General features: G+C 29.8%; 25 protein-coding genes. 6 read left to right on the top strand and 19 right to left on the bottom strand.

From position 1 onward, the window contains the following. Nucleotides 1-7: 7 nt before the first annotated feature. Nucleotides 8-1,063, top strand: a complete 1,056-nt coding sequence (gene leuB, locus BTO07_RS05490; protein ID WP_087520276.1) for a 3-isopropylmalate dehydrogenase — start codon at nt 8-10, stop codon at nt 1,061-1,063. A gap of 57 nt (nt 1,064-1,120) precedes the next feature. Here leuB and BTO07_RS05485 read toward each other — a convergent pair whose 3' ends face one another. The 4 genes from BTO07_RS05485 to BTO07_RS05475 form a co-directional block, all read right to left on the bottom strand. Next, nucleotides 1,121-2,656, bottom strand: coding sequence for a phospholipase D family protein (locus tag BTO07_RS05485; protein ID WP_087520275.1), 1,536 nt, complete (start codon nt 2,654-2,656; stop codon nt 1,121-1,123). 423 nt (nt 2,657-3,079) lie between these two features. After that, nucleotides 3,080-3,283 carry a hypothetical protein gene (locus tag BTO07_RS17285; RefSeq protein ID WP_157663292.1) on the bottom strand — a complete coding sequence of 68 codons (204 nt, stop codon included), beginning with the start codon at nt 3,281-3,283 and terminating at the stop codon, nt 3,080-3,082. 20 nt (nt 3,284-3,303) lie between these two features. After that, on the bottom strand, nt 3,304-8,148 hold the full coding sequence (locus BTO07_RS05480; RefSeq protein ID WP_087520274.1) for a CUB domain-containing protein: 4,845 nt from the start codon (nt 8,146-8,148) through the stop codon (nt 3,304-3,306). Nucleotides 8,149-8,253: 105 nt separating this feature from the next. After that, on the bottom strand, nt 8,254-10,461 hold the full coding sequence (locus BTO07_RS05475) for an endonuclease MutS2 (RefSeq protein ID WP_087522560.1): 2,208 nt from the start codon (nt 10,459-10,461) through the stop codon (nt 8,254-8,256). Between the two features lie 37 nt (nt 10,462-10,498). Here BTO07_RS05475 and ung point away from each other — a divergent pair, with 37 nt between their 5' ends. Then, nucleotides 10,499-11,161 (top strand): uracil-DNA glycosylase, encoded by a 663-nt coding sequence (ung, locus tag BTO07_RS05470; protein ID WP_087520273.1) that lies wholly within the window; start codon nt 10,499-10,501, stop codon nt 11,159-11,161. On the opposite strand, the gene BTO07_RS05465 is transcribed toward ung, so the two are convergent. From BTO07_RS05465 to BTO07_RS05405, 14 genes are all read right to left on the bottom strand, one after another. Then, nucleotides 11,145-12,158, bottom strand: a complete 1,014-nt coding sequence (locus tag BTO07_RS05465) for a glycosyltransferase family protein (RefSeq protein WP_087520272.1) — start codon at nt 12,156-12,158, stop codon at nt 11,145-11,147. The two genes, ung and BTO07_RS05465, sit on opposite strands and share 17 nt — an antisense overlap. A gap of 5 nt (nt 12,159-12,163) precedes the next feature. Continuing rightward, nucleotides 12,164-13,042, bottom strand: coding sequence for a UDP-2,3-diacylglucosamine diphosphatase (locus BTO07_RS05460; protein ID WP_087520271.1), 879 nt, complete (start codon nt 13,040-13,042; stop codon nt 12,164-12,166). A gap of 304 nt (nt 13,043-13,346) precedes the next feature. Continuing rightward, nucleotides 13,347-13,487 carry a hypothetical protein gene (locus BTO07_RS17280; protein ID WP_157663291.1) on the bottom strand — a complete coding sequence of 47 codons (141 nt, stop codon included), beginning with the start codon at nt 13,485-13,487 and terminating at the stop codon, nt 13,347-13,349. Nucleotides 13,488-13,505: 18 nt separating this feature from the next. Next, nucleotides 13,506-14,366: a substrate-binding domain-containing protein gene (locus BTO07_RS05455; protein WP_087520270.1), complete on the bottom strand. Its 861-nt coding sequence runs from the start codon at nt 14,364-14,366 to the stop codon at nt 13,506-13,508. Next, a complete protein-coding gene (locus tag BTO07_RS05450; RefSeq protein ID WP_087520269.1) occupies nt 14,367-15,236 on the bottom strand; it encodes a nucleoside phosphorylase in 870 nt (289 codons plus the stop codon). It lies immediately after the preceding gene. 2 nt (nt 15,237-15,238) lie between these two features. Further along, complete coding sequence (locus BTO07_RS05445; protein WP_087520268.1) at nt 15,239-16,183, bottom strand: DUF1835 domain-containing protein; 945 nt, start codon at nt 16,181-16,183, stop codon at nt 15,239-15,241. A gap of 51 nt (nt 16,184-16,234) precedes the next feature. Further along, nucleotides 16,235-16,558, bottom strand: coding sequence for a translation initiation factor (locus BTO07_RS05440; RefSeq protein WP_087520267.1), 324 nt, complete (start codon nt 16,556-16,558; stop codon nt 16,235-16,237). A gap of 238 nt (nt 16,559-16,796) precedes the next feature. Beyond that, entirely contained in the window at nt 16,797-17,744 is a 948-nt protein-coding gene (locus BTO07_RS05435) for an isopenicillin N synthase family dioxygenase (RefSeq protein WP_087520266.1), read from the bottom strand. A 61-nt stretch (nt 17,745-17,805) separates the two neighbouring features. Continuing rightward, nucleotides 17,806-18,513: a DUF6048 family protein gene (locus tag BTO07_RS05430; protein ID WP_087520265.1), complete on the bottom strand. Its 708-nt coding sequence runs from the start codon at nt 18,511-18,513 to the stop codon at nt 17,806-17,808. Further along, the gene (locus tag BTO07_RS05425; RefSeq protein ID WP_087520264.1) at nt 18,494-18,952 is read right to left on the bottom strand and encodes a DUF6452 family protein; all 459 of its coding nucleotides are present in this window, start codon (nt 18,950-18,952) and stop codon (nt 18,494-18,496) included. Before BTO07_RS05425 ends, BTO07_RS05430 begins: the two co-directional genes overlap by 20 nt. A gap of 1 nt (nt 18,953) precedes the next feature. Continuing rightward, complete coding sequence (locus BTO07_RS05420) at nt 18,954-19,244, bottom strand: 4a-hydroxytetrahydrobiopterin dehydratase (protein WP_087520263.1); 291 nt, start codon at nt 19,242-19,244, stop codon at nt 18,954-18,956. Nucleotides 19,245-19,420: 176 nt separating this feature from the next. Next, nucleotides 19,421-20,875: a 23S rRNA (uracil(1939)-C(5))-methyltransferase RlmD gene (gene rlmD, locus BTO07_RS05415; RefSeq protein ID WP_087520262.1), complete on the bottom strand. Its 1,455-nt coding sequence runs from the start codon at nt 20,873-20,875 to the stop codon at nt 19,421-19,423. 101 nt (nt 20,876-20,976) lie between these two features. Next, the gene (locus tag BTO07_RS05410) at nt 20,977-21,669 is read right to left on the bottom strand and encodes an OmpA family protein (RefSeq protein WP_087520261.1); all 693 of its coding nucleotides are present in this window, start codon (nt 21,667-21,669) and stop codon (nt 20,977-20,979) included. 17 nt (nt 21,670-21,686) lie between these two features. Continuing rightward, the gene (locus BTO07_RS05405; RefSeq protein WP_232457090.1) at nt 21,687-22,163 is read right to left on the bottom strand and encodes a hypothetical protein; all 477 of its coding nucleotides are present in this window, start codon (nt 22,161-22,163) and stop codon (nt 21,687-21,689) included. A gap of 273 nt (nt 22,164-22,436) precedes the next feature. On the opposite strand from BTO07_RS05405, the gene BTO07_RS05400 reads away from it, so the two are divergent. Both BTO07_RS05400 and BTO07_RS05395 read left to right on the top strand, forming a co-directional pair. After that, a complete protein-coding gene (locus BTO07_RS05400; RefSeq protein ID WP_087520260.1) occupies nt 22,437-22,934 on the top strand; it encodes an RNA polymerase sigma factor in 498 nt (165 codons plus the stop codon). Next, nucleotides 22,924-23,301 (top strand): DUF6768 family protein, encoded by a 378-nt coding sequence (locus BTO07_RS05395; protein ID WP_087520259.1) that lies wholly within the window; start codon nt 22,924-22,926, stop codon nt 23,299-23,301. The genes BTO07_RS05400 and BTO07_RS05395 overlap by 11 nt, the downstream gene beginning before the upstream one ends. Before the next feature lie 157 nt (nt 23,302-23,458). Here the strand turns inward: BTO07_RS05395 and BTO07_RS05390 are convergent, their stop codons facing one another. Further along, entirely contained in the window at nt 23,459-23,833 is a 375-nt protein-coding gene (locus BTO07_RS05390; RefSeq protein ID WP_087520258.1) for a c-type cytochrome, read from the bottom strand. Nucleotides 23,834-24,037: 204 nt separating this feature from the next. Here BTO07_RS05390 and rocD point away from each other — a divergent pair, with 204 nt between their 5' ends. Both rocD and BTO07_RS05380 read left to right on the top strand, forming a co-directional pair. Continuing rightward, complete coding sequence (gene rocD / locus BTO07_RS05385; RefSeq protein ID WP_087520257.1) at nt 24,038-25,318, top strand: ornithine--oxo-acid transaminase; 1,281 nt, start codon at nt 24,038-24,040, stop codon at nt 25,316-25,318. Between the two features lie 109 nt (nt 25,319-25,427). Beyond that, nucleotides 25,428-25,868 (top strand): DUF5362 family protein, encoded by a 441-nt coding sequence (locus tag BTO07_RS05380; RefSeq protein WP_232457089.1) that lies wholly within the window; start codon nt 25,428-25,430, stop codon nt 25,866-25,868. The last annotated feature ends 31 nt before the right edge of the window (nt 25,869-25,899 follow it).

The raw sequence follows: 25,899 nt of genomic DNA, 5'->3' as shown, positions 1-25,899 counted from the left end.
TAAACAAATGAAATTAAATATCGCATTATTAGCAGGAGATGGTATTGGACCAGAAGTAATTGATCAGGCAGTAAAAGTATCAGATGCAATTGCTAAGAAATTCAATCACGAAATTACTTGGAAACCAGCTTTAACTGGTGCTGCTGCAATTGATGCAGTTGGTGAACCTTATCCAGATGCAACACATGATATTTGTGTGGCTTCTGATGCTGTATTATTTGGAGCAATTGGGCATCCAAAATACGATAATGATCCTTCAGCGACAGTTCGTCCAGAACAAGGATTGTTAAAAATGCGTAAGAAATTAGGTTTATTTGCAAATGTAAGACCAACATTTACGTTTCCTTCTTTATTAGATAAATCTCCTTTAAAAAGAGAAAGAATTGAAGGAACTGATTTGGTTTTTTTACGTGAATTAACTGGAGGTATTTACTTTGGTGAAAAAGGTAGAAGAGATGGTGGAGAAACTGCTTTTGACAATTGTGTTTACACAAGAGCAGAAGTACAAAGATTAGCTGTAAAAGGTTTTGAATTGGCAATGACTCGTGGTAAGAAATTATGTTGTGTTGATAAAGCGAATGTTTTAGAAACTTCAAGATTATGGAGAGAAACTGTACAAGCTATGGAAAAAGATTATCCAGAAGTAACTGTTTCTTATGAATTTGTTGATGCAGTTGCAATGCGTTTGGTACAATGGCCAAATAGTTACGATGTTTTAATTACTGAAAACTTATTCGGAGATATTTTAACAGATGAAGCTTCTGTAATTTCTGGTTCTATGGGATTAATGCCTTCGGCTTCTGTAGGAACTGAGAATGCTTTATTTGAGCCAATACATGGTTCTTACCCACAAGCAACAGGATTAAATATTGCAAACCCAATGGCTACAGTTTTATCTGCAGCAATGATGTTTGAAAACTTTGGTTTACAAGAAGAAGGAAAAGCAATTAGAGCAGCTGTAAACAGTGCTTTAGATGCAGGTTTTGTTACTGAAGATTTAGCAGACGGAGGAAAAGCTTACGGAACTAAAGAAGTAGGAGACTGGTTAGCAAAAAATATCTAGTATTTACTAGTTTATATATATTTAAAAAGGTTCGCATTTTGCGAACCTTTTTAAGTTTTATAGAATTTCTTTTGGGAGTATTTTTCGCGTCCAAGTTTTTATACGTTTGTATTTACTGACTTCAGAATCTGGGTTGAATTTTAATGTTGTTTCCCAAGAATTTTCTGGTTTAAATTCTATTTCCATTCCTTTTAATACTCCTTTAGATATCTCGTCAGAATTAACGACTACAATACATTCTGTGTTTAGGTTAGCGCTTCTAGGATCTAAATTAAAAGTTCCAATTACTGTTATTTGGTTATCAATAACCATAGACTTTGCATGCAGACCAAAAATGGGTTTGTGGTTTAGTTTTTCTTGTAATTCGCCTGTCATTATTTTTGTTCGCTCTGCAGCATCAGGTCTAAATTCAAAGATTCTAATTCCTGTTTTAAGTAATTTATTTCTATCGGTTTGATAACTACTAAAAGCTTCTACATTATCTGTTGAAGCTAAACTATTTGTCAATATTCTAATTTTTACTCCACGTTTAACAGCTTCTTTAAATAAGTTTTGAGCCAATTCTGTAGTAATCAAATAGGGTGTTTGAATGTCTATGGATGTTTTTGCTTTTTTAATCAAATTAATTAAAGCAGTTGTAGAAATACCTCCACCGCCTAAACCATTAGAACCGTCATTTTTACCTGGAAGATCTGAAATAAAAGAAATATCGTCTAACCAAATTAAATTTCCAGATTCTTGAATGTTCTTAAATGTAGTTGGTAAAGTTGCTATTCTTTGTCGTATTTGCGGCCAAAAATTATCTGGATTACAAGCGTATTCATGTAGATTTTTAAACTTATTTGTTGAATAGATGTTTTTAGGTCTTTCATCTACAACCGTTGTTACGTTTTTACTTAAATAACTTTCCCAGAATTGATTAAATGAACTTTGTACTTTTTTAGATTCTTTACCAATTAATAAAATATCTCTATCTCTAAAATTATATTCGTGATCATAATCAAAGTATTCATCCGCAATATTTCGTCCACCAGTAATCACAACTTTACTGTCTACAATAAACGTTTTGTTATGCATTCGTTGATTTGAGCCTCTAAAATCTGTTGAGAATTTATGAATCTTATTAAAAATATTCTTCCCTAAATTAACTCCTGGGTTATATATTTTTACTGAAATGTTTTTGTGAGAAGCAAATGTTAAAATATCTTCTATGTCAGAATCCACCATAATATCATCTACAATGATTCTTATTTTAACACCTCTGTCTGCAGCTCTAATTAGATAATCACAGGCAATTAAACCAACATTATCCGTAGAAAAAATAAAGTATTGAATGTCAATCGTTTTTTCTGCATATTCTGTTAACCATGCTCTAGCAACCATAGAACCACTCCCGTCTTCTAAAACATAAACGCCTGTTTTCTTTTTCAGAAGTTCGGCAACATCTTTTAGTTCTTTTGAAAGTGTTGTACTGTCATTTCTATGAATATTAGAACAGAAATCATTTTCTGATGCTAATTGTTTAGTTTTATTACAAGAAAAAAATAATAGTAAAGTAACTATATAACAATATTTAAATTTTAAAGTTAACATGATGTTTTTATGTAAAATGAAAGGTTAATATTGCTAGGGTATTGGTAAGTGACTTGAATCAGTATTTAGCGAAGTTATATTTTTTAAACTTATAAACCCAAAAGATAAATGGGTGTTCTTTAATTAGAATCGTTTAATGCTCCTTTTGATTATAAATTATTATTTTATCAGAATAAGTAAATGAATAATAATCTTTATCTATTTTTTAGCATCAACATAAAATATAAAGTTTTTTTTATTAGTATTTTATAATTTATGCTACCCATTCAATTGAGTTAATACTTATTACGTTGAAGTTATTCTTTATTGTAAATATAAAGGAAGTATTAAGTAAATTAACACTTGTTATAAAAAGAACAAGGACTAATTTTTTCTTCTTAACTTATTTGTAATCTGTTAAGATTAATCCATAAAAAAAGCTCTCTAATTTAGAGAGCCTTTAGCATTAATTTTATCTTTTTCCTTTATTTTTCTATAATGAATGTAAGTACCAAATACAATTGCTGCGAAGAACAAAAAGATGATACCATTATCAATTGGTAATGTAGGTAATCCAGGTGCTCCTGGTCCTCCAGCTCCGGGTGGTGGAGGGATAGACGAGGTCATCGCCTTTAAAAAAGTAATCATTAGGGGTAGGGGATTAGGGGTTACTTTATAATTATTTTTTTCGAAATTTTTCCTTTGTTAGTAGTTATTTTACATATATATACTGATTTTGAAATTGAATTTATTTTTAATTTTATTTGTTTTTCATTATTTTTTAAAATTTTCCATGAGTTTATTTTTTGACCTAAAATAGAGTATAATTCAATTTTAGAGATTGTAATGTCATCGTTAAGTTTGATGTTAATTTCTTTATCTAAGTTGTCGTAAAAGAGAGATAGATTTGTTGAAAGAATATTGTCATCTATTCCTAAAACATATTGTTGTTTGTCTGTAAATGTGATAAAGAATCGACCACCATATTCTCCTTTTTCTAGGTCTATAATTGCTTTTTCATCATGTAAAGGATAGAATTTATTTTCTAATTTATCAAACAAGTATATTCTTTGGTTATTTATATTTGATTCATCAATTTCTATCGAAATTTCATTATCTTTTTCTAAAACAATCTCTAAAGGAACACTTAAATTTAGAGAGATTTCTTGTACTCCAGTAATAATATATTTATAATCATAATTTGGGAATTTCCAGTAAATATCTGTACTTGATAAGTCAAAAGTTTGGCTATCATAACCATTATCATAGTCAAAGCTATTATTAGAGTTAAATGAAATACCAATTTGACGATGCATTTTTTTATCTTCAGAATTGGTAAAATTCATTCCAAATTTAATAATAGGTAAGTTAGGTGTGTTTGTTTTTTCAGATTTAAAAAACACAGATTCTGCACCTTTAGTTTTGTACTCTCTTTGACTATTATTGAATACTACTGGTCCACCATCTGAATCACCATTAATAAAAAAACTTTGTCCTATTGGAATGTAGTTTTCAGGCGCAGTGTAATTATCAATACTACCTAATCCTGGTAGAGAATTTTCCGAGTTAGTCGCTAAATTAAAGGCTGAAACACCCATCGCTATGTTTCTTGATGCAAAACCACCATTATAACCATCATATAAGTGACCGGCAGTTGCTGAACTTACTGTATCTTCTTCTCCAACATGTTGCCAGAAATATACAGTTCCCTCTATTGAATTTTCATTATCTTCTATAAACTTCTTTACACTCATTGATGAAGGGTAAGGATTACCTACCAAATAAGCTTCTTCAGCTCCAATGGCTGTAGTTAATTCCCCATCATTTGGTGTGCCTACAAAAGTGTAGTTTTGTGCAATACCAGGACCTTTTAAAGTAAAACCATCCGTATTAGGTATGATTCCTGAACTTGTTTTTTGAACCCAATTAGAATAAGATCCATCTGCACTTGCATAAGAATATATCCAATAATTCGCGATTTTTATAGGGCTACCACTTCCTCCATCATAACCAGAAACAAAATCGATATCTAGTGGATTAGAAGTAGCAGAAGTTGGTATAGTACCATCTTTTAAAACATTTGCAACTGTATAGGATCCACTTCCATTTCCAACAGGAGAACTCATGTAATTATATCTATAGATACTTGCTTGTAAAGAGTTTTGGTCTACATACAAATTACCAGATCCTGATGTTTTTGTAGTAGAATTATGTAGTTGTATTAATTGTGATGTACCTGCTAAACGAATTTCACTTGAGGAATCTAAAAATATAATATCATCTGTAACACGTAAAAAATTATCTGTAATTGTAAGCTTTTTTCCAGAATCTATGATTAATTCATTTGCACTTAATACAGTAGATGTTGTTAGATCTTCTAATATTAGAACTCTTCTAGTAATATCAGGAAAACCATTACTCCAACTTCCTGCAAATCTACTAGTAGGGTTTATTCTATGTTTTCCTAATGACATATTAGATTCTGCATTTGCACTTGTAATTTCTGATAATAATGGAGCATGTGGGTGTCTTTCTGCACCACCAATTTTATAGGGATCTAAATTGTCGTCTATAAATGCAATCCATTCTGTTTCTGTATAATCTTCATTTGTAATTTTTACGTCATCAGTTCTAACGTATGATGTATTGTTCGAAATACTGTTTGTAGTGTCATACCTATTTTTCCAAGAGGTTGTTGTTGTAGATTTTGGGTGTGTAAGTAGTAAGATATCATCTCCATCTCCATCATCAATATTTATAATATTAGTGTTAGAAATTAAAACTGATTCTCCAGGAAGTATGTCTGCAGGAATTGTATAAATTTCATCCGGAACAAGATTTGTTTCAGATCCATCTTTATTAGAAAATAATGAAAATCTTATGGTATTTGCTAGAATAGAATTTGTAGTATGAATATTTGTTACTTCAATAACTTTATTAGATACTGTTTGATGTATTTGTGTAATCATTGGGGTACCAGAAACATGTGCATCTCTATAATCTACGTCTCCAATTGTAAATACATCTTCATCAGCGTCTAAAAGTGTTGTAGGATCATCTATACTTGCATTTATATCTGTAAAATCGTCTGCTGGAAATAATGAATTGTCTAATCCATTATCACCAAAAGTTCCATTAGATATCCCATCATCATCTATGTCAATTGTATAACCTACTTCCTTTGTATCCCATTCACCATCTTCATCCGAATCTAAATCAGTATAATCTGCGTTTCCAAATCCATCAGTATTAACAGTTGACAAACCAGTACCATAAGCTGTATCTAATCCATTTAATGTGTAAATCTTATTTGGAGCAATATAATCTATAGTTGTTTGTGCTTCAATATTATCTGGTATTCCATCGTTATCAGAATCTAGATCTCTTTCGTTTGGTATACCGTCTCCATCAAAATCTAAGCTATCAGAAAAACAAGAAATATCTTCAGTGCTCCAAACAAAATTGTCCATACCATGTAGATCAACATAGGTGCCACTAACAGTACCGTTTAAAACTTTGTGAACAATAGATACTTTTTGAATTTTTGTAGAAGAAATAAAACCTATAGTAGATTCTGTGTTTTGGCCAACCACCATAGTACCTCTACTAATATCATTACCATCAAAAATGTTCACACTTGCCACTGCATCATCTCCAATAAAACCGCTTTCAAAATAAGCAACAAGTTTTGAGTCTGCAAAAACTTCATATCTAACGACTAAATCTGCTGGGTCTTGAGTTGTATCTAAAATGTCTGTTAAATCGAAACTGAATGCATGTACAGATGTGGTAAAGTTAATGTCAATAGAGTAAACCTCTCCCGTAGCTAATTCAATTGATGGTTTTATGTATAAAGCATCTCCAGTAGTACCAGATATAAATGCCCCCCCAGTTGTTCTTCTAAATTCATTTCTACGTGTTGTTGGGTTTGCTGCATTGGTATTATATGATAGGGATCCATTTGTAAAAGTAGCTGCACTTGTTGTAGCGTATCCTTCTGCGCCAGTGCTAGAAAAGTTAAAATCGTTATTACCATTTAAAACAGTTAAATTTAATCCTTTTGCATAAGCTCCTTTTTCAAAGCCAGATTCTATGTAACCAATTCCGTTATTAGAATTCCCACCGATAACGTATATATCGTAACCTTCATCTGAATACTTAATTCTATCTATTTCTGGTTCTGCAGCTCCTTGTTTTATACAGCTTTCATCATCATTTAAGATTCCATCGTTATCAATATCAACATCAACATCATCAGGATAAGAATCACCATCAGTATCTTTTGAGTTTATGGTAAATATTGCAGAAATAAAAGTAATATTATATTTAGGATTGTTTACGTTTAGTAAGCTTCCTTGATTTATATTGTAATCAGCTACTATCTCACCTGCATCTCTAGTTAATTCCCCAATTAAAGTATCACCACTGTCTAAAGCTCCAGATGTAATTGTATAAGTTAAAGTTGGATCTGTATCTCCAAAGTCTTTGGATTGTCCAGAATCTGCAGTTATTGTAATTGGTATTCTAGGTGTTCCAGGATTACTACCGATTACTACATTGTCTATTGATATATCAGATCTGTAATCTGTTCCACAAATACCTTCATATCTAAGAATAATACTCTGACCATCATAAGCTCTTAAATCTATGATTTCTGATAACCAACCATTACCTTGATTTCCAGAAATAGAATGAATATCAGCAAACGATACTCCGCTATCAGTACTTACTGAAATATTTAGCGTTCCCATTGTTGTACTTCCTCCAGTAGAATACATATGGTAGTCAAAAGAAATTTGTGCGTCTATTTCACCTGAAAAATCGACTATTTTTTGAAAGTATGCATTATCTCCTGAAATTCTTGGATCAGATCCTTCTATGTACATAAACCAAGTACCATCTGAAGCACCACTTTGTGGTCCAGTTCCACCAGAAGGAGTATTGGTTTCTCTATTTGTCCAATTAAAAATATCTCCAGTAGTATTTGTCCAGCCATCTAAGGAGTCCTCAAAACTATAACCTATAGTATTTGTAGGAACAGGAAGAGGTATCGTTGGAGCAACGGTGTAAATTGTAGCTTCCCAACCAGATTCTGTAACAGATGTATCTGAATAGAATTCGAAATGTAATGCATTATCTGTATTAGTGGATGTAATAGTACCTGGTGAATTTGAACAAAAAGTACCTAATAAGGTTGCACTATTAGTAAGTCCATCATATATTCTTAAGCCATCATAACTACAAGATGCATTGTCTTCTACATTCCAAGATGTAAAGTTAATCTCAATTGGGTTACCATCTGAAGATTTAAATGTAACGGAATAGTTTTCATTATCACCATAAGATCCTCCTGTATTTCCAGAGTCAAAAAAGTTACCTGAATTAGTAGTAATAGTTTGCCCATTAGAGAAATTATTATTTAAAAAATAATTAGTTTGTGCTAAACTATTAAGGCTAATGAAAAAGAATATAAATGGTAACAACAACCATTTACTTTTAGATTTAGGGATCATAAAGTAATTAATTTAGGGTATTAAAAAACTTAAAGTATTTTAATATTTATGCTAATATATGAAAATATTTTAAGTTCGTAAAAAAAGTAATACTAGTTTTTTATATTATTTTTTAGCTTTTTCAACCAATTCTATCTTTTCGAGAGAAGTTTTTGTTGTAAAAATACCATAATTAATAGTGACACTTTTTCTTTCAATTTTATCAATAGTACCTATAGAATTAGAATCTATAATTCGAACTCGGTCGTTAATTTGGTAAATGTATAAAGACTTTTCTTTAGCTATTTTAGCTTCCTCTATTTTCTTTTCTTTTCTAACTTCTACTACCTTTTGTAAAACCTCTTTTTCTACTTTTTTAATAATTTCTTGCTGTTTTTTTTCTTCAACTTTAGCTTTTTGTTTTTGAGCTTTGGTTTTAAGTTCTAAAGGTTTTTTCTTTATCTGCTTAACTTTTAAATCTGCAACCCATTTATTAAAATTAGTATTTAACTCCTTTTTGTTATTGGTTTGAAAGTATTTATTAAGCAGTTCATTTGTTTTTCTACCTAATGAAAGCATTTTTTGGTTTTGGTCATACAATTCTTGAAAACCAGATAATTTATCTTGCATACGTTGCTCTTTTTCTTGCAAATTATCTATATGCTTTTGACCTTTTGAATGTTGGTTCTCTAAATTATCAGAGTTTTTTTGCAGTCTATTACGTTCCTTTTGTAATTTAGAAATCGTTTTATCTAAGCGTATTTTTTCTGTTTCTACACGTTTTTTTGCTTTGTTGATAATACTAAACGGAATTCCGTTTTTCTGTGCAACTTCAAAAGTAAAAGAGCTACCTGCTTGTCCAATAAAAAGTTTGTACAAAGGCTCTAAACTGCGTTCGTCAAATTGCATGTTTGCATTGGTAACGTTTTCTAATTCGTTTGCTAACACTTTTAAATTAGAGTAGTGGGTTGTTATAATTCCGAATGCTTTTTTATGATAAAACTCTTCTAAGAAAATTTCTGCCAAAGCACCACCTAATTCAGGGTCAGATCCTGTACCGAATTCATCAATTAAAAACAAAGTACTCTCATTACATCTACGTAAAAAATTACGCATATTTTTCAATCTATAACTATAAGTACTTAATTGATTTTCAATAGATTGGTTATCTCCGATATCTGTTAAAATAGCATCGAAAATATAAGTTTGACTGCGTTCATCTACAGGGATTAAGATTCCACTTTGTATCATTACTTGTAGTAAACCAATTGTTTTAAGCGTAATACTTTTTCCACCAGCATTAGGACCAGAAATAACAATAATTTGTTGTTTCTCATTCAATTCTATAGATTGAGCAACTGTATTTAAGTTTTGCTCTTTATTTTTTTTCCATAAAATGGGATGATACGCATTTTTAAATAATATTTTCTTTTCATTTGATATTTTTGGTAAAATAGCATTCATTTCTTGTGCATATTTTGCCTTAGCACCAACAATATCAGTATGAATTAAAAAAGCAATATATTCTTCAATTAAAAAAACAGAAGGACGAATTGTAGCTGATAAATCACGTAAAATTTTTACAATCTCCTGTTTTTCATCATAAATTAAGTTTTGATATTCTCTTGAATAAGAAAGTGTTGCTTGTGGAGCAATATAAACGATGTTTCCAGACTTTGAAGCGCCTAGTAAACTACCAGCAACTTTTTTTCTATGCATTGCAGAAACGGCTAAAACACGTTGATTGTCTACAACAGTTTCTTTAATATCATCTAAATAACCAGAAGCAATAGATTTAGATAAAGCACTAGAAAAACTAGCCCCAATTTTTCCTCTAACGTTATTTATATCTTTTCTTATTTGTTTTAAGGTTTCTGATGCATTGTTTTTTACTTCTCCAGAAATGTCAATAACCTTTTTTATTTCATCATCGACAAAAGTGGTGAATTCTATTTCTTGTGAAAGCTCAAAAAATGTAGGAAACTGAATTTTGAATTTTTTAAAAAACTTAATTAGTTCGTTAACAGTAAGAGAAGTAGTTGCTATTTTTAAAAAAGCGTCTGTTTCTATAAAACTATTTTCTATAGCTAAGCGTTTTACACTTTCTATAATATTATCAAAATTATGATTTGGAACTCTATTTTCGCTTTCGAAAGAAGATACATATTCATTAACTAAATATAACTCTTTAAACAACGTTTTTTTATTGCTAATTGGTTCAATTTCGAGCACCTGTTCTTTCCCTAAACCAGAGATACAATATTCTGCAACATGTTTTAAAACTGTTGTAAATTCGAGATCTTGTAATGTTTTTTTTGATATACTTTTGTTCAATGTACTATCTTTGAGATTCATGCAAAAATAACAAAGAATGCAAAGAAACCTTTCAGAATCTTGGAAAAATATTTTACAGCAGGAATTTGATAAACCCTATTTTAAAGATTTAACCAATTTTGTGGTTTCTGAATATGCAAATCAGGAGTGTTTTCCAAAAGAAGACGAAATTTTTGCTGCGTTTAATTTTTGTTTTCTCGATGATTTAAAAGTGGTTATTATTGGTCAAGATCCTTATCATGACAAAAACCAAGCAAATGGATTGTGTTTTTCTGTAAAAGACGGAATAAAACATCCTCCTTCTTTAAAAAATATTTTTAAAGAGATTGCGACTGATTTAAATCAAGAAATTCCAGAAAGTGGAAACTTAGAAAAATGGGCAGAACAAGGCGTTTTATTGTTAAATGCAACATTGACAGTAAGAGCACATGAAGCTGGAAGTCATCAGAAAAAAGGTTGGGAAACTTTTACAGACGAAGTGATTAAACAGATTTCTAAAGAAAAAGAAAATGTTGTTTTTTTACTTTGGGGTAAATTTGCTGAAAGTAAAACGAAATTGATTGATGTTGAAAAACATACAATTCTTACAGCTCCACATCCATCACCATTAGGAGCTTGGAGAGGTTGGTTTGGAAGTAAACATTTTTCTAAAACGAATGCGTTTTTACAAAAATCACAAAAAGCTACGATAAAATGGTAGGTAAAACTGTTTGATTGTAATAGGGTAATAAAATTGCTTCTATGATTTCTTCTGTGGTGTCTGGATATGCGACCTCAATAAAAGAATTTGAATGAATCCATTTTGCAATTTCAAGAATTCTCCTTCTATTTAATTTTTTGATGACAGAAACGCCCATTTCTTTTAAAGCTAATGCATTACATTGTTGTTCATATTGGTTTTTCATTGGTATAACCATCAGTTTTTTCTTAAGATACAAAGCTTCAGAAGGTGTTTCAAAACCTGCACCACAAAGAACACCTGCAGAAGAACTCATACTTTTTATAAAATCGAATTCATTAATTGGGTAGATTATAATGTTTTTTTTAAAGATTAAACGGTTAACTTCTTTAGAAAATATATGCCATTTTACAATAGGTATTTTAGATAATATTTTTACAATTTTATCAACTTTATAAGAAGGTAGATAAACAGTAATATGGCCTTTGTTACTTATTTTTGTAGTTCTAATCTTCTTCCTAATAATTGGTGTAAAAGTTGCTGAACTATAAGGTTTAAAGTGAAAACCAAAACGTACATTAGAAGGTGCGTAGTATTTTAAAATATATTTTTCAAACTTATATTTTCCATATTTAGGAGAGGCAGCATCTAAAACAGCATTTTGGTGACTTAAAGAAATAATATTTACTTTGTTTAATTTTGCTGCCCAAGCTGAAATTGGTTCAAAATCGTTTATAATTAAGTCATAATCTTTTATTGGTAGCTTCTTTATTTCTTTGTAAAAACGGCGTAATTTCATCTTCTTAAAACTTTGCAAAAAGTCAATGCCTCCTTTTTTACCAAATGTAAAATTTAAACCTTTTAAATTGTATTTGACATAGAAACCTAATTCTAAATTATTTTCATTTCCGCTAATTAAAATATCTAATTCACCTTTTTCTTGAAGAATAGGTATAATTTCTTTAGCTCTTGTTAAATGACCATTTCCAGTACCTTGAATCGCATATAGTATTTTCATAAATATTATTTTAGTGGTTTTTGAATATCAAACTCCTTTAATAACTCTTCAAATAGAAAATTACTTTTTCCTTCTTTGTTTAAAATCTTTAATTCTTTTTTGCTTAACTTTTTTTCATTTTTTTTGGCTATTTCATCATTTGCATATTCATACAAATTCCACTTTTGATCTGTATATTCTAATGCTGTTAAATTCTCTACCCAATCTCCAGAATTTAAATACATCGTTTTTCCTTTTGGAGTTGTAATTTCTTTTATTTCTGGTTGATGAATATGTCCACAGATTACATAGTTATAATCATTTTCAATAGCAATATCCGAAGCCGTTTTTTCAAAATTATTAATAAACTTAACGGCGCTTTTTACACTGTTTTTTATCTTTTTAGAAAGGGATAATTTACCATAACCTAAAAGATTGCTTAACCAGTTTATGCAAGTGTTTATAAGGATTAAAACATCGTATCCTTTTCCACCTAATTTTGCCAGCCATTTAGAATGTTGCATGGTTACATCAAAAACATCTCCGTGAAATATCCATGCTTTTTTATCATCAATATTTAAAATGAGTTTGTTTAAAATTTTAAAGTTTCCTAATTGGAAACCTTTAAACTTCCGTAACATTTCATCATGATTTCCTGTGATGTAATAAACTTCAGTTCCTTTAGATAATAGTGTGGTAATATGCTTAATTACACTCATATGAGACTTAGGAAAGTAATGTTTGTTAAATTGCCAAATGTCAATAATGTCGCCATTTAAAATCAATACTTTTGGTTGAATTGTTTTTAAGTAATTTAATAACTCAGTAGCTCTACAGCCATAAGTACCTAAATGTACATCTGAAATTACGACATAATCTAACGTACGTTTTTTTTGTTTTTTCATTTAAAAAAAAAGATTAGTAAAGAGGTTTATTCTTTCCTTATTAATACTTGTGTTATTAATAATTTTTATAAGAATGATAATTTTTGAGGAAACAGTAGACAAAAGTATTTGTATTAAAGTTTCTCAAACATACAAGTCTAATGTTTTGTTTGGGTAAAATAATTATGAAAAAAAGGTAAGGTGAGTTTTATGAAATTGTTTACTTAAAGTTAGTTTAATGTTTTGCTTTTCAGTAAATTAAAGCATAAAAAAAATCCGCTAAAAAGCGGATTCATTGAATTTGAAATTAAGAATCAAGTAGGTTTTAAGAAAAATCTATCTGATTTAATGTTGTTTGAATAGTTGTTGTATTATCTGCTAACCCACAAGAGCTAGAAGTGCTTCTACAAGAAGAAAAACAAAGGATTCCTAAAATACAAACTGCAATAAATACTACTTTTTTCATTGATAATGGTTTTATAGGCTAAATGTACATATTTTTTATGAACTCACCTGAATTTTTCTTCTCTTCGATAACGTTAAACTGCACCATTTTATTTTGTATGCGAGTAACTAAATTTTTTGTGATTGGTTTGCCATCATTCCATTCTGTAATTTTTAACCATTGCTGAATGTCTTCTAATTGTTGCTCGTATCTTTTTGCTAGAATTTCATCAATAGTATTAATTTTTTTGAAGTCTTTTGTTTGATAATTTATAATATCTAAAACTTTTTTTACTTCGTCAAAATTATTTTCTAAAACTTCATTTCTAACAGCAACCACAAAACAAGGCCATGGAGTAGGGCAGTCATCAACTCTTCTAAAAGTACCATTATCTACCAATGGTTTTGTAGTAAAATGTTCCCACATAAAATAATCTGCTTCACCATTTGTAAGTGCATCAATTCCGCCTTGTAAATTACCAATTACTTTAAACTTTAACTTTGAAACATCCCAACCTTGGTTGTGTGCATTTACAATTGCCATTAAGTGAGATCCAGAACCGAATCTACTAATCGCAATTGTTGCATGCTCTAAGTCTTCAATATTTTTAAAAGTTGATTTTGCACCTACATGAATTCCCCAAATTAAAGGAGATTTTACAAATGTTTGTACAATTTTAGATGGATTTCCTGCAGCAATATCTTTAATAATACCTTCTGTTAAAACAATAGCAATATCTACTTCGCCACTTCTTAAGGCTTTACACATTTGACCGGTTCCACCAGGGAAATCTTGCCAACGTAGGTTGATATTTTGCTTACTATATTCTTTGTTTTTTAAGGTTAAATACCAAGGATAATTAAAGTGTTCTGGAACTCCACCAACTTTTAAGTTAGTCATTTATTCAACTAATTTTTCAAGTGCATATTCTATTAACTCTGCCACAACTTTTCCTGGGTTTTCACTAAAAGTACCATCGGCTCTATTTGCAATAATTGCATTGATAGAACATGAATTATGACCTAATAATTTTGACAACCCATAAATAGCAGATGTTTCCATTTCTAAATTGGTAATTCTGTGTTCATTAAATTTGAAACTATCAATTTTATGGTTTAAATCATTGTCTTGTATCGCTAAACGTAAAATTCTTCCTTGAGGACCGTAAAAACCACCTGCAGTGGCAGTTATCCCCTGAAAAGTTTTGTCAGATTTTAATTTATTTTCTAACTCTTTACTATTCTCAATTATAATTGGATATGATTTTTTAGCACTCCAATTGGTGTGTTTTACAAATGCATCTTCAATATCAGGATTCGAAATTGTATCAATCTGGTAGGAGTGAAGCATTCCATTTAAATCTAAACCATGAGAACCAATAACAAAAGAATCTACAGGAATATCTGCTTGTAATGAACCCGAAGTTCCGATTCTAACAATATTTAAAGAAGTCAGCTTCTCTTTTGGTTTTCTTGTTTCTAAATCGATGTTTACAAGTGCATCTAATTCATTAACAACAATATCAATATTATCTGGCCCAATACCAGTAGAAATTACTGAAAATCGTTTGTTTTTATAAGTTCCTGTTGTGGTTTTAAATTCACGTTTTTGAGTTGTAAACTCTATAGAATCAAAGTGTTTCGAAATTTTATCAACTCTATCTTGATCGCCAACAAATATTATATTTTTAGCAATATGCTCTGGTCTTAAATTTAGATGATAAACACTTCCATCAGGATTTAAGATAAGTTCGGATTGTTTTATAGACATTTTTATGATGTAATTTGTAATAGTTTTTCGGATTGATTATTGAATAAAAAACTATATTTTTTTGCTCCACCAAGATACGAATTTTCATCACGAAGTTCACTATAAAAATTCATTTGGTTTTCTAATACTTTTTTGCCTTTTCGAGATAATTTTACAGGATTAAAAGAAGTAAATAACTTTTGTAATTGTTCTATTTGGTGTTCGTATTGGATATCTCCAAAACCATAGGTAGTTTGGTTTTTTAATAATTTATGAACTAATTCATCTTTAGATGAAAGTTGGTGTGTATTTGCAGTTTCTAAAATTGTATTTTCAATTGAATTTAAGCCATTTTTAATGGAAGGAAATCTTAATAAATGTGCTTCTATAGCTGCTGCTAAATATTGAAATGGTGACATTGGGTTAAACTTATAAACAGCTTCTAACCTTAATGGACTATCAGAACAATATAATTCCCAAATATAGTCTGCGTACTCAATATCATCTTGTGTTAAATCTACTCTATTTTTGTAATGTTGATGAATTTGATTCTCAGTAAGTTCAGACAAACCTTTTAGTTTTTTTGAACCTTTTATTTTTCCACTACAAACTAAAGAAATATGATATCCTTTTCTGTATTTTTTTAACCAACTAATAACAGCAATCATGTTAATTTGACAAAATAAATCGTGCTCAAACCACAACACTATTTCTTTGGTTTCTTTTTTATTACAGAGGTTTCTGTATTCTTTAAGTGTGTAATTAATAAACTTTTTTTTACTAATATTATAGGAAGATTTTAAAAAAGAAAATCTGTTTTTCCAGAAGGTTTCACTACCAACATCTGTTGTTGTTTTTCCTTCACACAACATTTCTCTCCAGGTAATAAAATCTCCTGAAAAATGAAGTTTTTTTAGATAGTTTGTAGTACTATCTCCATTGGTTATATGTAGAATAGAAGAACTCATAATTAAAAAAGAACGTTATTAATGATTTTTTATTGTAGTGTTGATTAATTTTTAACCGCCTACACGTTTCACCTTGAAACCTTTATCTTTTAACATTGTCATTATTCGGTCTCTAAAATCTCCTTGAATAATGATTTTATCGTCTTTAAAACTTCCTCCAACAGAAAGTTTTGTTTTTATTTCTTTTGCCAACATTTTAAAGTCTGATGTTGCACCAGTATAACCTTCTAAAATAGTAATTGGTTTTCCTTTTCGCTTTTCGTATTTGCAAATAATTGGGTCGTCTTGTAACCAAATATTCGACTTTTCTTTTACAGGTTCAGCAGTTTCTTCGTGCTCAGGAAAAAGGTTTTTTAGTTGATCTTTAAAATCCATTCTGTTCAGTTTGCAGTATTCAGTTCTCAGTTTTCAGTGAGTAACTAACTGTAAATTTTAATTATTTATTATTCTATTTGTTGGCAATTAAGTCTAGCCCTGATTGAAACGGCATCCTTTTTTTATTTTTCTTAAAAAAAGATATAGTGAAAAGCAGGAAATAGCTACTTATAAAAATAGTTTGCAGTAGCAGTATTCAGTCAGTTTTGTACTGTAAACTGCGCCTGCTAACTGATTACTATTTTTTCAATCCTAATTCTCTTAAACGTTGATCTAGAAATTCTCCTGCAGTAATATCATCAAACTGTTTTGGGTTTTCAGCATCAATACAATTTTCTAAAACATCTAGTTTCATATCTGATATTGGATGCATAAAAAACGGAATTGAATAACGAGAAGTTCCCCACATTTCTTTTGGCGGATTTACAACTCTATGAATGGTAGATTTTAGTTTGTTATTACTGTGGCGAGATAACATATCACCAACATTTATCATAATTTCATCTGGTTCTGCCATGGCATCAATCCAATCTCCTTTATGATTTTGTACTTGTAATCCTTTTCCTTGTGCGCCCATTAATAAAGTAATTAAATTAATGTCTCCATGAGCAGCTGCTCTTTCTGCACCTTTAGGTTCTGTTTCTATTGGTGGATAATGAATTGGGCGTAAAATACTATTCCCGTTTTTAATATAATTATCAAAATACGTTTCTTCTAAACCTAAGTGTAATGCTAAAGAACGCAATACGTATTTAGCTGTTTTCTCTAACATTTGATACGTTTCTTTACCAACTTCATTAAACTTAGCTAATTCGTTTACAGTAACGTTTTCTGGATACTCTTTTGCGTATTTAGAATCACTGTCTACATATTGTCCGAAATGCCAAAATTCTTTTAAATCGCCTTCTTTTTTACCTTTGGCAGATTCTTTACCAAAAGAAACATAACCACGTTGACCACCAATTCCAGGAATCTCGTATTTCTCTTTTGTTTCAACTGGTAAATCAAAAAAGTTTTTTATTTCGGTATATAAACTTTCTACTAATTTATCATCTAAAAAATGACCTTTTAAAGCTACAAAACCAATATTTTCGTAGGCATGACCAATTTCATCAATAAATTGTTGCTTTTTGCTTTTATCTGAAGATAAGAAATCTGCTAAATTTACACTAGGTATTTTATTCATACTATTATTTTTTATAAAAAACGGATGATAAAGTTACTAAAAATTCAATAAACCTGAATTTTTATTTCTTTTTAAAAGGAATTAAGTAGGTAAGTGTATAGTTAAATCCAAAACCGGTTCCGGTTTCAAATATTCTATTAAACCCTGGAGAATACAATGTTTTAAAATTATCTGGTTCTTTTACACTCATCATAACTTTGTAAGAACCACTAAATGTGATAAAGAAATTTTTAAATGTTTCTACTTTTAAACCAAAAACTAATTCTGACCAATGTGCACTTAAATCGGATGTTGTTAAAGGAGTCGTAATGCTATTTGCAGGGAAATATTGCGAATTAACATTAGGAGTGTAGCTATTTAAAGTTTGCTCAAAAAGACTAAAACCATAACGATATCCTATAAAGATTTCGTTGTTCATATCTAGCCAGTTTTGGTAAGCATTATAATTGAAACCAAGTCTTATATAATTTCCTTTTGAGGTTGAGTTTGTATAATCTTCTTCGCTAGTTTCTTCTTCATAACCAACTTCTGCAGCGATATATAGATTTTTTTTAATTCTATAATCTCCTACAATTTCTAAACCACTATAAGTACCACTAAATTGTGATTTTATAGGTTTGCTAATATCTATACCTAACCTTAATCCGTAATTCGTCTTATAAGTAATAGAATCTGTTTTAGAATCTATAAGTGTGTCCTTTTTTTGTTCTTGTGAGAATCCATCAACAAAAACAAAAAGTAAACAAATGCTAATGATATATTTGTACATGTGCTTCATCTTGATTTTCTATTGTTGTTAATGTCTCTGGAGTAAAACTTTTAATCCAAGTATTATCTGATGAAAAAGTAACCTCATTAAAAACTACTTTGTAACCGCAAGATCTAGAAACGTATTCTTCTACAGGAGTGTAGGTTATTGTAAACTGATTTATAACACCCTCTTTTGAAAAATTATAGACAGTTTCTGTTGTAAGACTATTTAATGGTATGGTAATCGTATTTATAGTCTGATTTTCATAAATAAAGTCTGTTTTTCCTTCTGCCCAAACAGATAATTCTGTAACATTCTTTAAAGTTTCTTTATTTGAATCATCATAAAAGTTTATAACTAAACTTTCAGTTACAGGGTTTTTTAAACAAAAATCATCTTTTTCACAAGACGTATTTATGAGTAAAAGGATACCTAAAAGAAACATTATTTTTCTCATATTACTCTTCAACTTCTACAATTATATTAATAGCTTCTGCTAATTTAAAATCTAATTCAGTAACACCATAAGCATCGTGTGTTTTTAGTGTGATGTCTAAAGTATTATAATTATTTGTCCATTCTGGATGATGATTTAAAGCCTCGCATTCAAAAGCAATTCTATTCATTGCAGACATACAATCTTTAAAATTGTCGAATTCAAAATCAGTATGTAAAGCATCATCATAATACTCCCAATCAATAAGGTTTTCTAATCGAGTTTCAATTTCTTTATCTGAGAGTTTTTTCATTTTTGAAAAGTTAATGATTTTCAATCGGTTTAATGTTTATTTGTTAAATCGTTTATGCGTTCAGTTGTGAGTTGCGTAAAGAGTTTAACATATTTGTAATTTTTTCTAATTTTTGTCTTGCTAAAATATAATCATTTTCAGAAATATAACTTAATTCTGTATAAATTAATAGTTCTTTAACTCTTCTCAAACAAAACAACAGTCTCAATATGAGAAGTATGAGGAAATTGATCTACCAAACTAATTTTTTTCATTTGATAACCAGCTTCTCTTAACAATTCTGTATCTCTTGCCTGCGTTGCAGGATTACAAGAAACATAGACCATTCTGTCTGCGTTTAAATTGATTATTTTTTGCAATGTTTTTGGTGCTATTCCTGCTCTAGCAGGATCTAAAATGATGGTTTTTATTTTATCTTGATATTCAGGATGTGCAATTAAGAACTTACCAACATCTGCAGCATAAAACTGTAAACCTTCTATATTATTTCTTTTTGCATTTTTTTCTGCATCTTCAATTGCCGAAGCAACAATATCTACACCAACAATTTTTGCGTTTTCACTTTTAGAAGCTACAATCTGACCAATAGTCCCTGTTCCACAGAATAAATCCATAACAACCGTATTGTCTACTTTAGATTTGTCTTCTAAAACATATTCTACAACCTTATTGTATAGCTTTTCTGCACATTTTGGGTTTGTTTGAAAAAAGCTTTTCATACTAATTTCAAAATTTAAACCTAACAACTCTTCTACAACTTTATCTTTTCCATACACTAAATCGATAGTTCCAGAAGTAGCAATTGTTCTATCGCCAGTTTCATCGTTAATGGTATGCAATAAACCTGCTAAACGTTCTCCAAAAATGTCTTTTAGAAAAGAAGCGAATTTCTGTAAATCGAAATTTTCTAATTCGGGTGATGTTGTTACTAAGTTGCATAATAACTCATCTGTTTTAAAAGATTTTCTAACAACAAAATATCTGAAGAAACCTGTCTTTTTTGGTCCATGCCAAGGTTCTAAACCTGTTTCAATACAATATTGTCTAATATCTTTTAGACTGTCTTCCATTTGCTTGTCAAACAAACCAGAATCTTTCTCTAAATTATCTCCCATCCACCAAACTCCACGTCTTTTAAAACCTAAAGTGAATTCGTCTTTATCGCGTTTTGTAACTCTATCATACCCAATAGCAGAAAAACCATATTCCATTTTATTTCTATAGTGAAATACATTTGGCGAGGTTACAAACTCATCAAAAAGATCTTCAATATTTTCTACTTTTCCTATTTTTTTGAATAGTGTAAGCGTACTTTCTTTTTTATATTGATGTTGTAATTCTATAGGTAGCTGAATGTAAGGCGCTCCAGGAATGTCTTGAAACGGAACTTCAACTTCATCTTCAGAAGGTTCTAAAACATCTATTAATTTAGCTTCCGCATAGTTTTTACTCGATTTATTAATTTGTGCTTTTACCAATTGACCTGGTAAAGTATTTGGAACAAAAATGACAAAACTACCTTCTTCAGATTTTATTCTTGCAATTCCTTTTCCTCCAAAAGCGTAATCCTCAATTCTTAATTCTAAAACTTGATTCTTCTTTACAAATTTATTTCGTTCTCTACGTGGCATTTTTAATTGTTTAGGAGTTGCAAAATTAAGTAAAATATGGTTTGATGAAACAAAAAAGACCACTCATTTGAGTAGTCTTTTTTATAAAGTAACAATTCTATTTATTGTCCTGCTTCTTTTTCTGCTTGTTTTACCATTTCTTCATTTGCTACAATCGCAAATTCTACACGTCTATTTTTACTTCTTCCTTCTTCTGTTTCGTTAGAAGCAATAGGATCATTTACACCTAAACCTTTGGTTTCAATTCTTGCAATATCAATTCCTTTAGCTCCTAAATAACTTTTTACAGAACTAGCTCTTTTAGCAGAAAGTGCTTGGTTGTATTCAACTTTACCAGTGCTATCTGTATAACCATAAATAACAATATTAGTGTTTTTATAATTACTAAGAACAGGAACCAATTTGTCTAAATTAGTTTTTGCAGTTGCAGATAAAGTAGATTTATTTGTGTTAAAACGAACGGCATTTTCACCTAAAGTCAACATAATACCCTCACCAACTCTTTCTACTTGAGCTCCAGGTAATGCTTCTTCAATTTCTCTTGCTTGCTTATCCATTTTGTTACCAATAACACCACCAGTAACACCACCAATTACACCTCCTAAAATAGCACCTAATTCAGAATTTTTACCATTTCCGACATTATTACCAATTACAGCGCCCAAAATTGCACCTGCTGCTGTACCAATAGTAGCACCTTTTTGAGTATTACTTGCGTTTTTAACAGCTTCACAAGATATAATGCTTGTAGATAAAAGTAATATTGATAAACTATAAATTATTGTTTTTTTCATTGTATATTTTTTTATGATTATTTTCTTTGAAATGAGTACGTAATGTTTTTTGTTTCTCCTGCAACGTTAATTCTGTCAACTAAATCGAAACTTGTTTCTGTAATGTTATTTATGCTTAAAACAAAACCATTAGTAACTTCTTTAGCTTTATAATTATTGATAAACTTAAAAACAAAATTTCCATCTTTATTAATGTACCAAGTAATTGGTGAACTAAAATCTTTACAAGTAGTATCTGGATTGTTAATTTTCATTTCACCTTTATTGTTGTTAGAAATAAAGCTCCAATTACTTCCAATAAGACATTTAGAATCCCCTAAATTAAAAGAAGTGACTTTCAAATAATCTGATCCTGGGAAACTTACAGAAGTAATTGTAAAATTTCCTTTTAACATTCTTTCTGTTTTGTTGTCTAATTTTGTATTAACTATCGATGTGGATTTACATCCAATCATAGCAGTTAAAAATAAGAGAATACATAAGGTTTTTTTCATAATATATTAAATTGTTTTATATGTAAAGTTACGAAAACTATAACGTGATATTTTATTATAGTTCCATTTTTTAGACACAAAAAGTAACTAAAGGGTCACTATTATTTGTGGAATTATTTTTGTCGTAAAAGATTGCATCTGATAACTAAAAATGTATATAATATTTCATTTATCTTTAAAAGTGAAAATAAATTGAACCTTTTCATTTTAGAAACGTCTATGTAGTGTAATTGATTATGAAAAACACCAATAACTTATCAGATGTAACTTTGATTGAAAAATATCAAAAAGGAGATACAAAGGCATTTAAAATTATGTAATCTGGCTTTTTTTATTGTAAAAGATGCGGATGTTGCTAAAGACATCGCGCAAGAAAGTTGGATCATCATTATTCATAAATTAGAAACTTTACAAGAGACAAGTAAATTTAAAAGTTGGGCAATTAGTATTGTAAACAGAAGAGCAATAGATTGGATAAGAACTAATAACAGAGAACGAATTAAATTAGAAAAAAGTTTTAATGAAAGTGAAAAAGAAGATTCATTTTCTAAGGTTGACGATACTACTGCTATTAAAAAAGTGCTTTTAGAAGCTATTGAAAAACTATCCGTAGAACATCAAATGGTGCTTCGTTTGTTTTATAAGGAAAGTTATAGTTTAAAAGAAATTAGTGATTTGCTACAGATTTCAATCGGAACCACAAAATCAAGATTATTTCACGCAAGAGAAAAATTAAAAACAAAATTAAAACATTCACGTCATGAAAGATAATATAGAAGAAATAGACCAATTAATTAAAGAAACGTTAACCCAAGAAGAATCTAAATTTTACGATGGTTTAGAAGAACAAGATTTGTTTGCAAGTGTAAAAGGATTGTTTAATGGCAAACTAAAATGGATGATAAGCCTCTTATTCTTTGTCAACTTTATCATATTAGGTTTTTTAATTTATTCAATGATGCAGTTTTTTGAAGCAACAACAACTTTCGAATTGATAAAATGGGCAGCTGCAAGTTTTTTATGCATATTAATGATGTCTATGTTAAAACTTTTTTCTTGGATGCAAATGAACAAGAATGCCTTACTTAGAGAAATAAAGAGATTAGAATTATTGATGATTTCTTCTCAAAAAAAGTAAGTAAAGAAAGTTTGTTTTTTAGTGATTTTGGTTCTCGATGAAAAGTTAAACCTAGAATAGAAATGCTTCTTTGTTGTGAAGAAATTAAAACGAAAAAAAAAGAGTTTCTCCTTATTACGGAAAAAACTCTTTTGCACTGTAGGGGGAATGGGGGTAACTACTCGATACTCATAATGTATTCAGAAATAGCTTTTAAATTTTCTACTTTCATTGGTTTCGTAATGCTAAGGTTTGCTTGCATAATTGCTGTCTGACCAGGCTTTGTGTCTACAATAGGTTTGCTTTTTCCTTGTAAAAAAGTGACAATATTACCTTCTTCAATTTTGTATTTTGCAGCGATATCTTTTAAAGCAGGACCTATTACTTTTACTTGTTCTTTATGACAAGTATTGCAGGTATTGCTATTAAAAAGTTTTTTTCCTTTTTCAATAGCAGTAAGTGTTATTTTATTTGAAGTCTTTTTATCCTTCTTTTCAGTACAACTGAAAAGAGTTAAGGAAACCAAAGCAATACCAAGTATAATTTTTTTCAAGATGATGGTTAGGTTGAAAAATCCAAGTCCAAATTTAAAAGAATAATTATTTTATTAACATGATAAAAGTCACATTAATTAATTTCACTACTTTTGTAAAACTTCGGGGATGATTTCTTTCCCACGCTGAATTTTCGAATCTTTCGAAAGGATAAAGGTAGAACAGGAATGGTTATTTAATTATAAACATTTAAAACAAAAACAATGGCTGTTTTAGGCAAACTGACTTCGCAAGAAGCAATCGAATTAGAGAACAAATATGGCGCACATAATTATCATCCACTTCCAGTGGTTTTGAGTAAAGGTGAAGGCGTGTATGTTTGGGATGCTGAAGGAAAAAGATATTATGATTTCTTGTCAGCATATTCTGCTGTAAATCAAGGGCATTGTCATCCGAAAATTGTGGATGCAATGGTAAATCAAGCAAAAACGTTAACATTAACTTCTCGCGCATTTTACAATGACGTGTTAGGTAAATATGAAAAATTTGCTACAGAGCTTTTTGGGTTCGATAAATTATTACCAATGAATACTGGTGCAGAAGCTGTAGAAACGGCATTGAAACTAGCAAGAAAATGGGCGTATGAAGTAAAAGGAATTGATGAAAATAAAGCAGAGATAATTGTTTGTGAAAACAACTTTCATGGAAGAACAACTACTATTATTTCTTTTTCTAATGATCCTGTTGCTAGAAAAAACTTTGGTCCTTATACAAAAGGATTTATTAAAATTGAATATGATAATCTACAAGCTTTACAAGAGGCTTTAGAAAGTAATAAAAACATTGCTGCATTTTTAGTAGAACCTATTCAAGGTGAAGCTGGAGTTTATGTTCCTTCTGAAGGATATTTAGCCGCTGCAAAAGAATTATGTGTAAAACACAATGTATTGTTTATTGCTGATGAAGTACAAACAGGAATTGCAAGAACAGGACGATTATTAGCCACTTGTGGAAATTGCTCTTGTACAGAGAAAAATTGTTCTGGAACTCCTGAGGTAAAAGCAGATATTTTAATTCTTGGTAAAGCATTGAGTGGTGGAGCATATCCTGTTTCTGCTGTTTTGGCAAATGATAGTATTATGAATGTGATTCAACCAGGAAATCATGGTTCTACGTTTGGTGGAAACCCAATTGCTGCTGCTGTTGCTATTGCTGCTTTAGAAGTGGTTGCTGACGAAAAATTAGCAGAAAATGCAGATTATTTAGGGAATATCTTTAGAACGGAATTAGCTGCTTTTGCAAATGAAAATGAGTTAGTAAAATCTGTAAGAGGTAAAGGGTTGTTAAATGCTGTTTTAATTAACGATACAGAAGATAGTTCTACTGCTTGGGATATTTGTATGAAACTTCGTGATAACGGATTATTAGCAAAACCTACACATGGAAACATTATTCGTTTTGCGCCACCTTTGGTCATGAATGAAGCTCAATTAATGGATTGTATTTCAATTATTAAGAACACAATTTCTGAGTTTAAGAAATAGATATTTATAGTTACTATTTAAGCCACAAAATCACAAATATAAACTTGTGATTTCGTGGCTTCTTTTTTTTGTTTATTTTTGATGAGAACTAAACGACTATAGTAACATTATGATAAATAATCCTATTACACAATTAGAGCAGCTAACGTTAACTGGTGCTTCAAAAAACTTTTTAAAAGAAACTGCTAGATGGGCAAAATTCTTAGCTATTATAGGTTTTATTTTAATCGGATTGATGTTGGTTTTTGCCGCTTTTTCTACCACAATTTTTGATATGGCTGCGAAAATGCAACCAGGAATTCCAGATAATTTAGGGTTAATAATGGCAATTACGTATTTAGTTTTAGCAATTATCTACTTTTTTCCTGTGTATTATTTACTACAGTTTTCTAACAAAATGAAAAAAGCAATTTCTACAAAAAATGATGAAACATTAGCAAACGCTTTTGAGATGTTAAAATCACATTATAAGTTTATTGGTGTGTTTACCGTTATAACATTGTCTTTATATGTTTTGTTATTTATTGTTTCTTTAATGGGAGCTTTATAAAATATTGAATCTAATTGATAAAAATAGAGCA

The sequence above is a fragment of the Polaribacter sp. SA4-12 genome (assembly GCF_002163675.1).
Taxonomy (GTDB): Bacteria; Bacteroidota; Bacteroidia; order Flavobacteriales; family Flavobacteriaceae; genus Polaribacter.
This window is presented reverse-complemented; position numbering and strand designations above follow the sequence as displayed.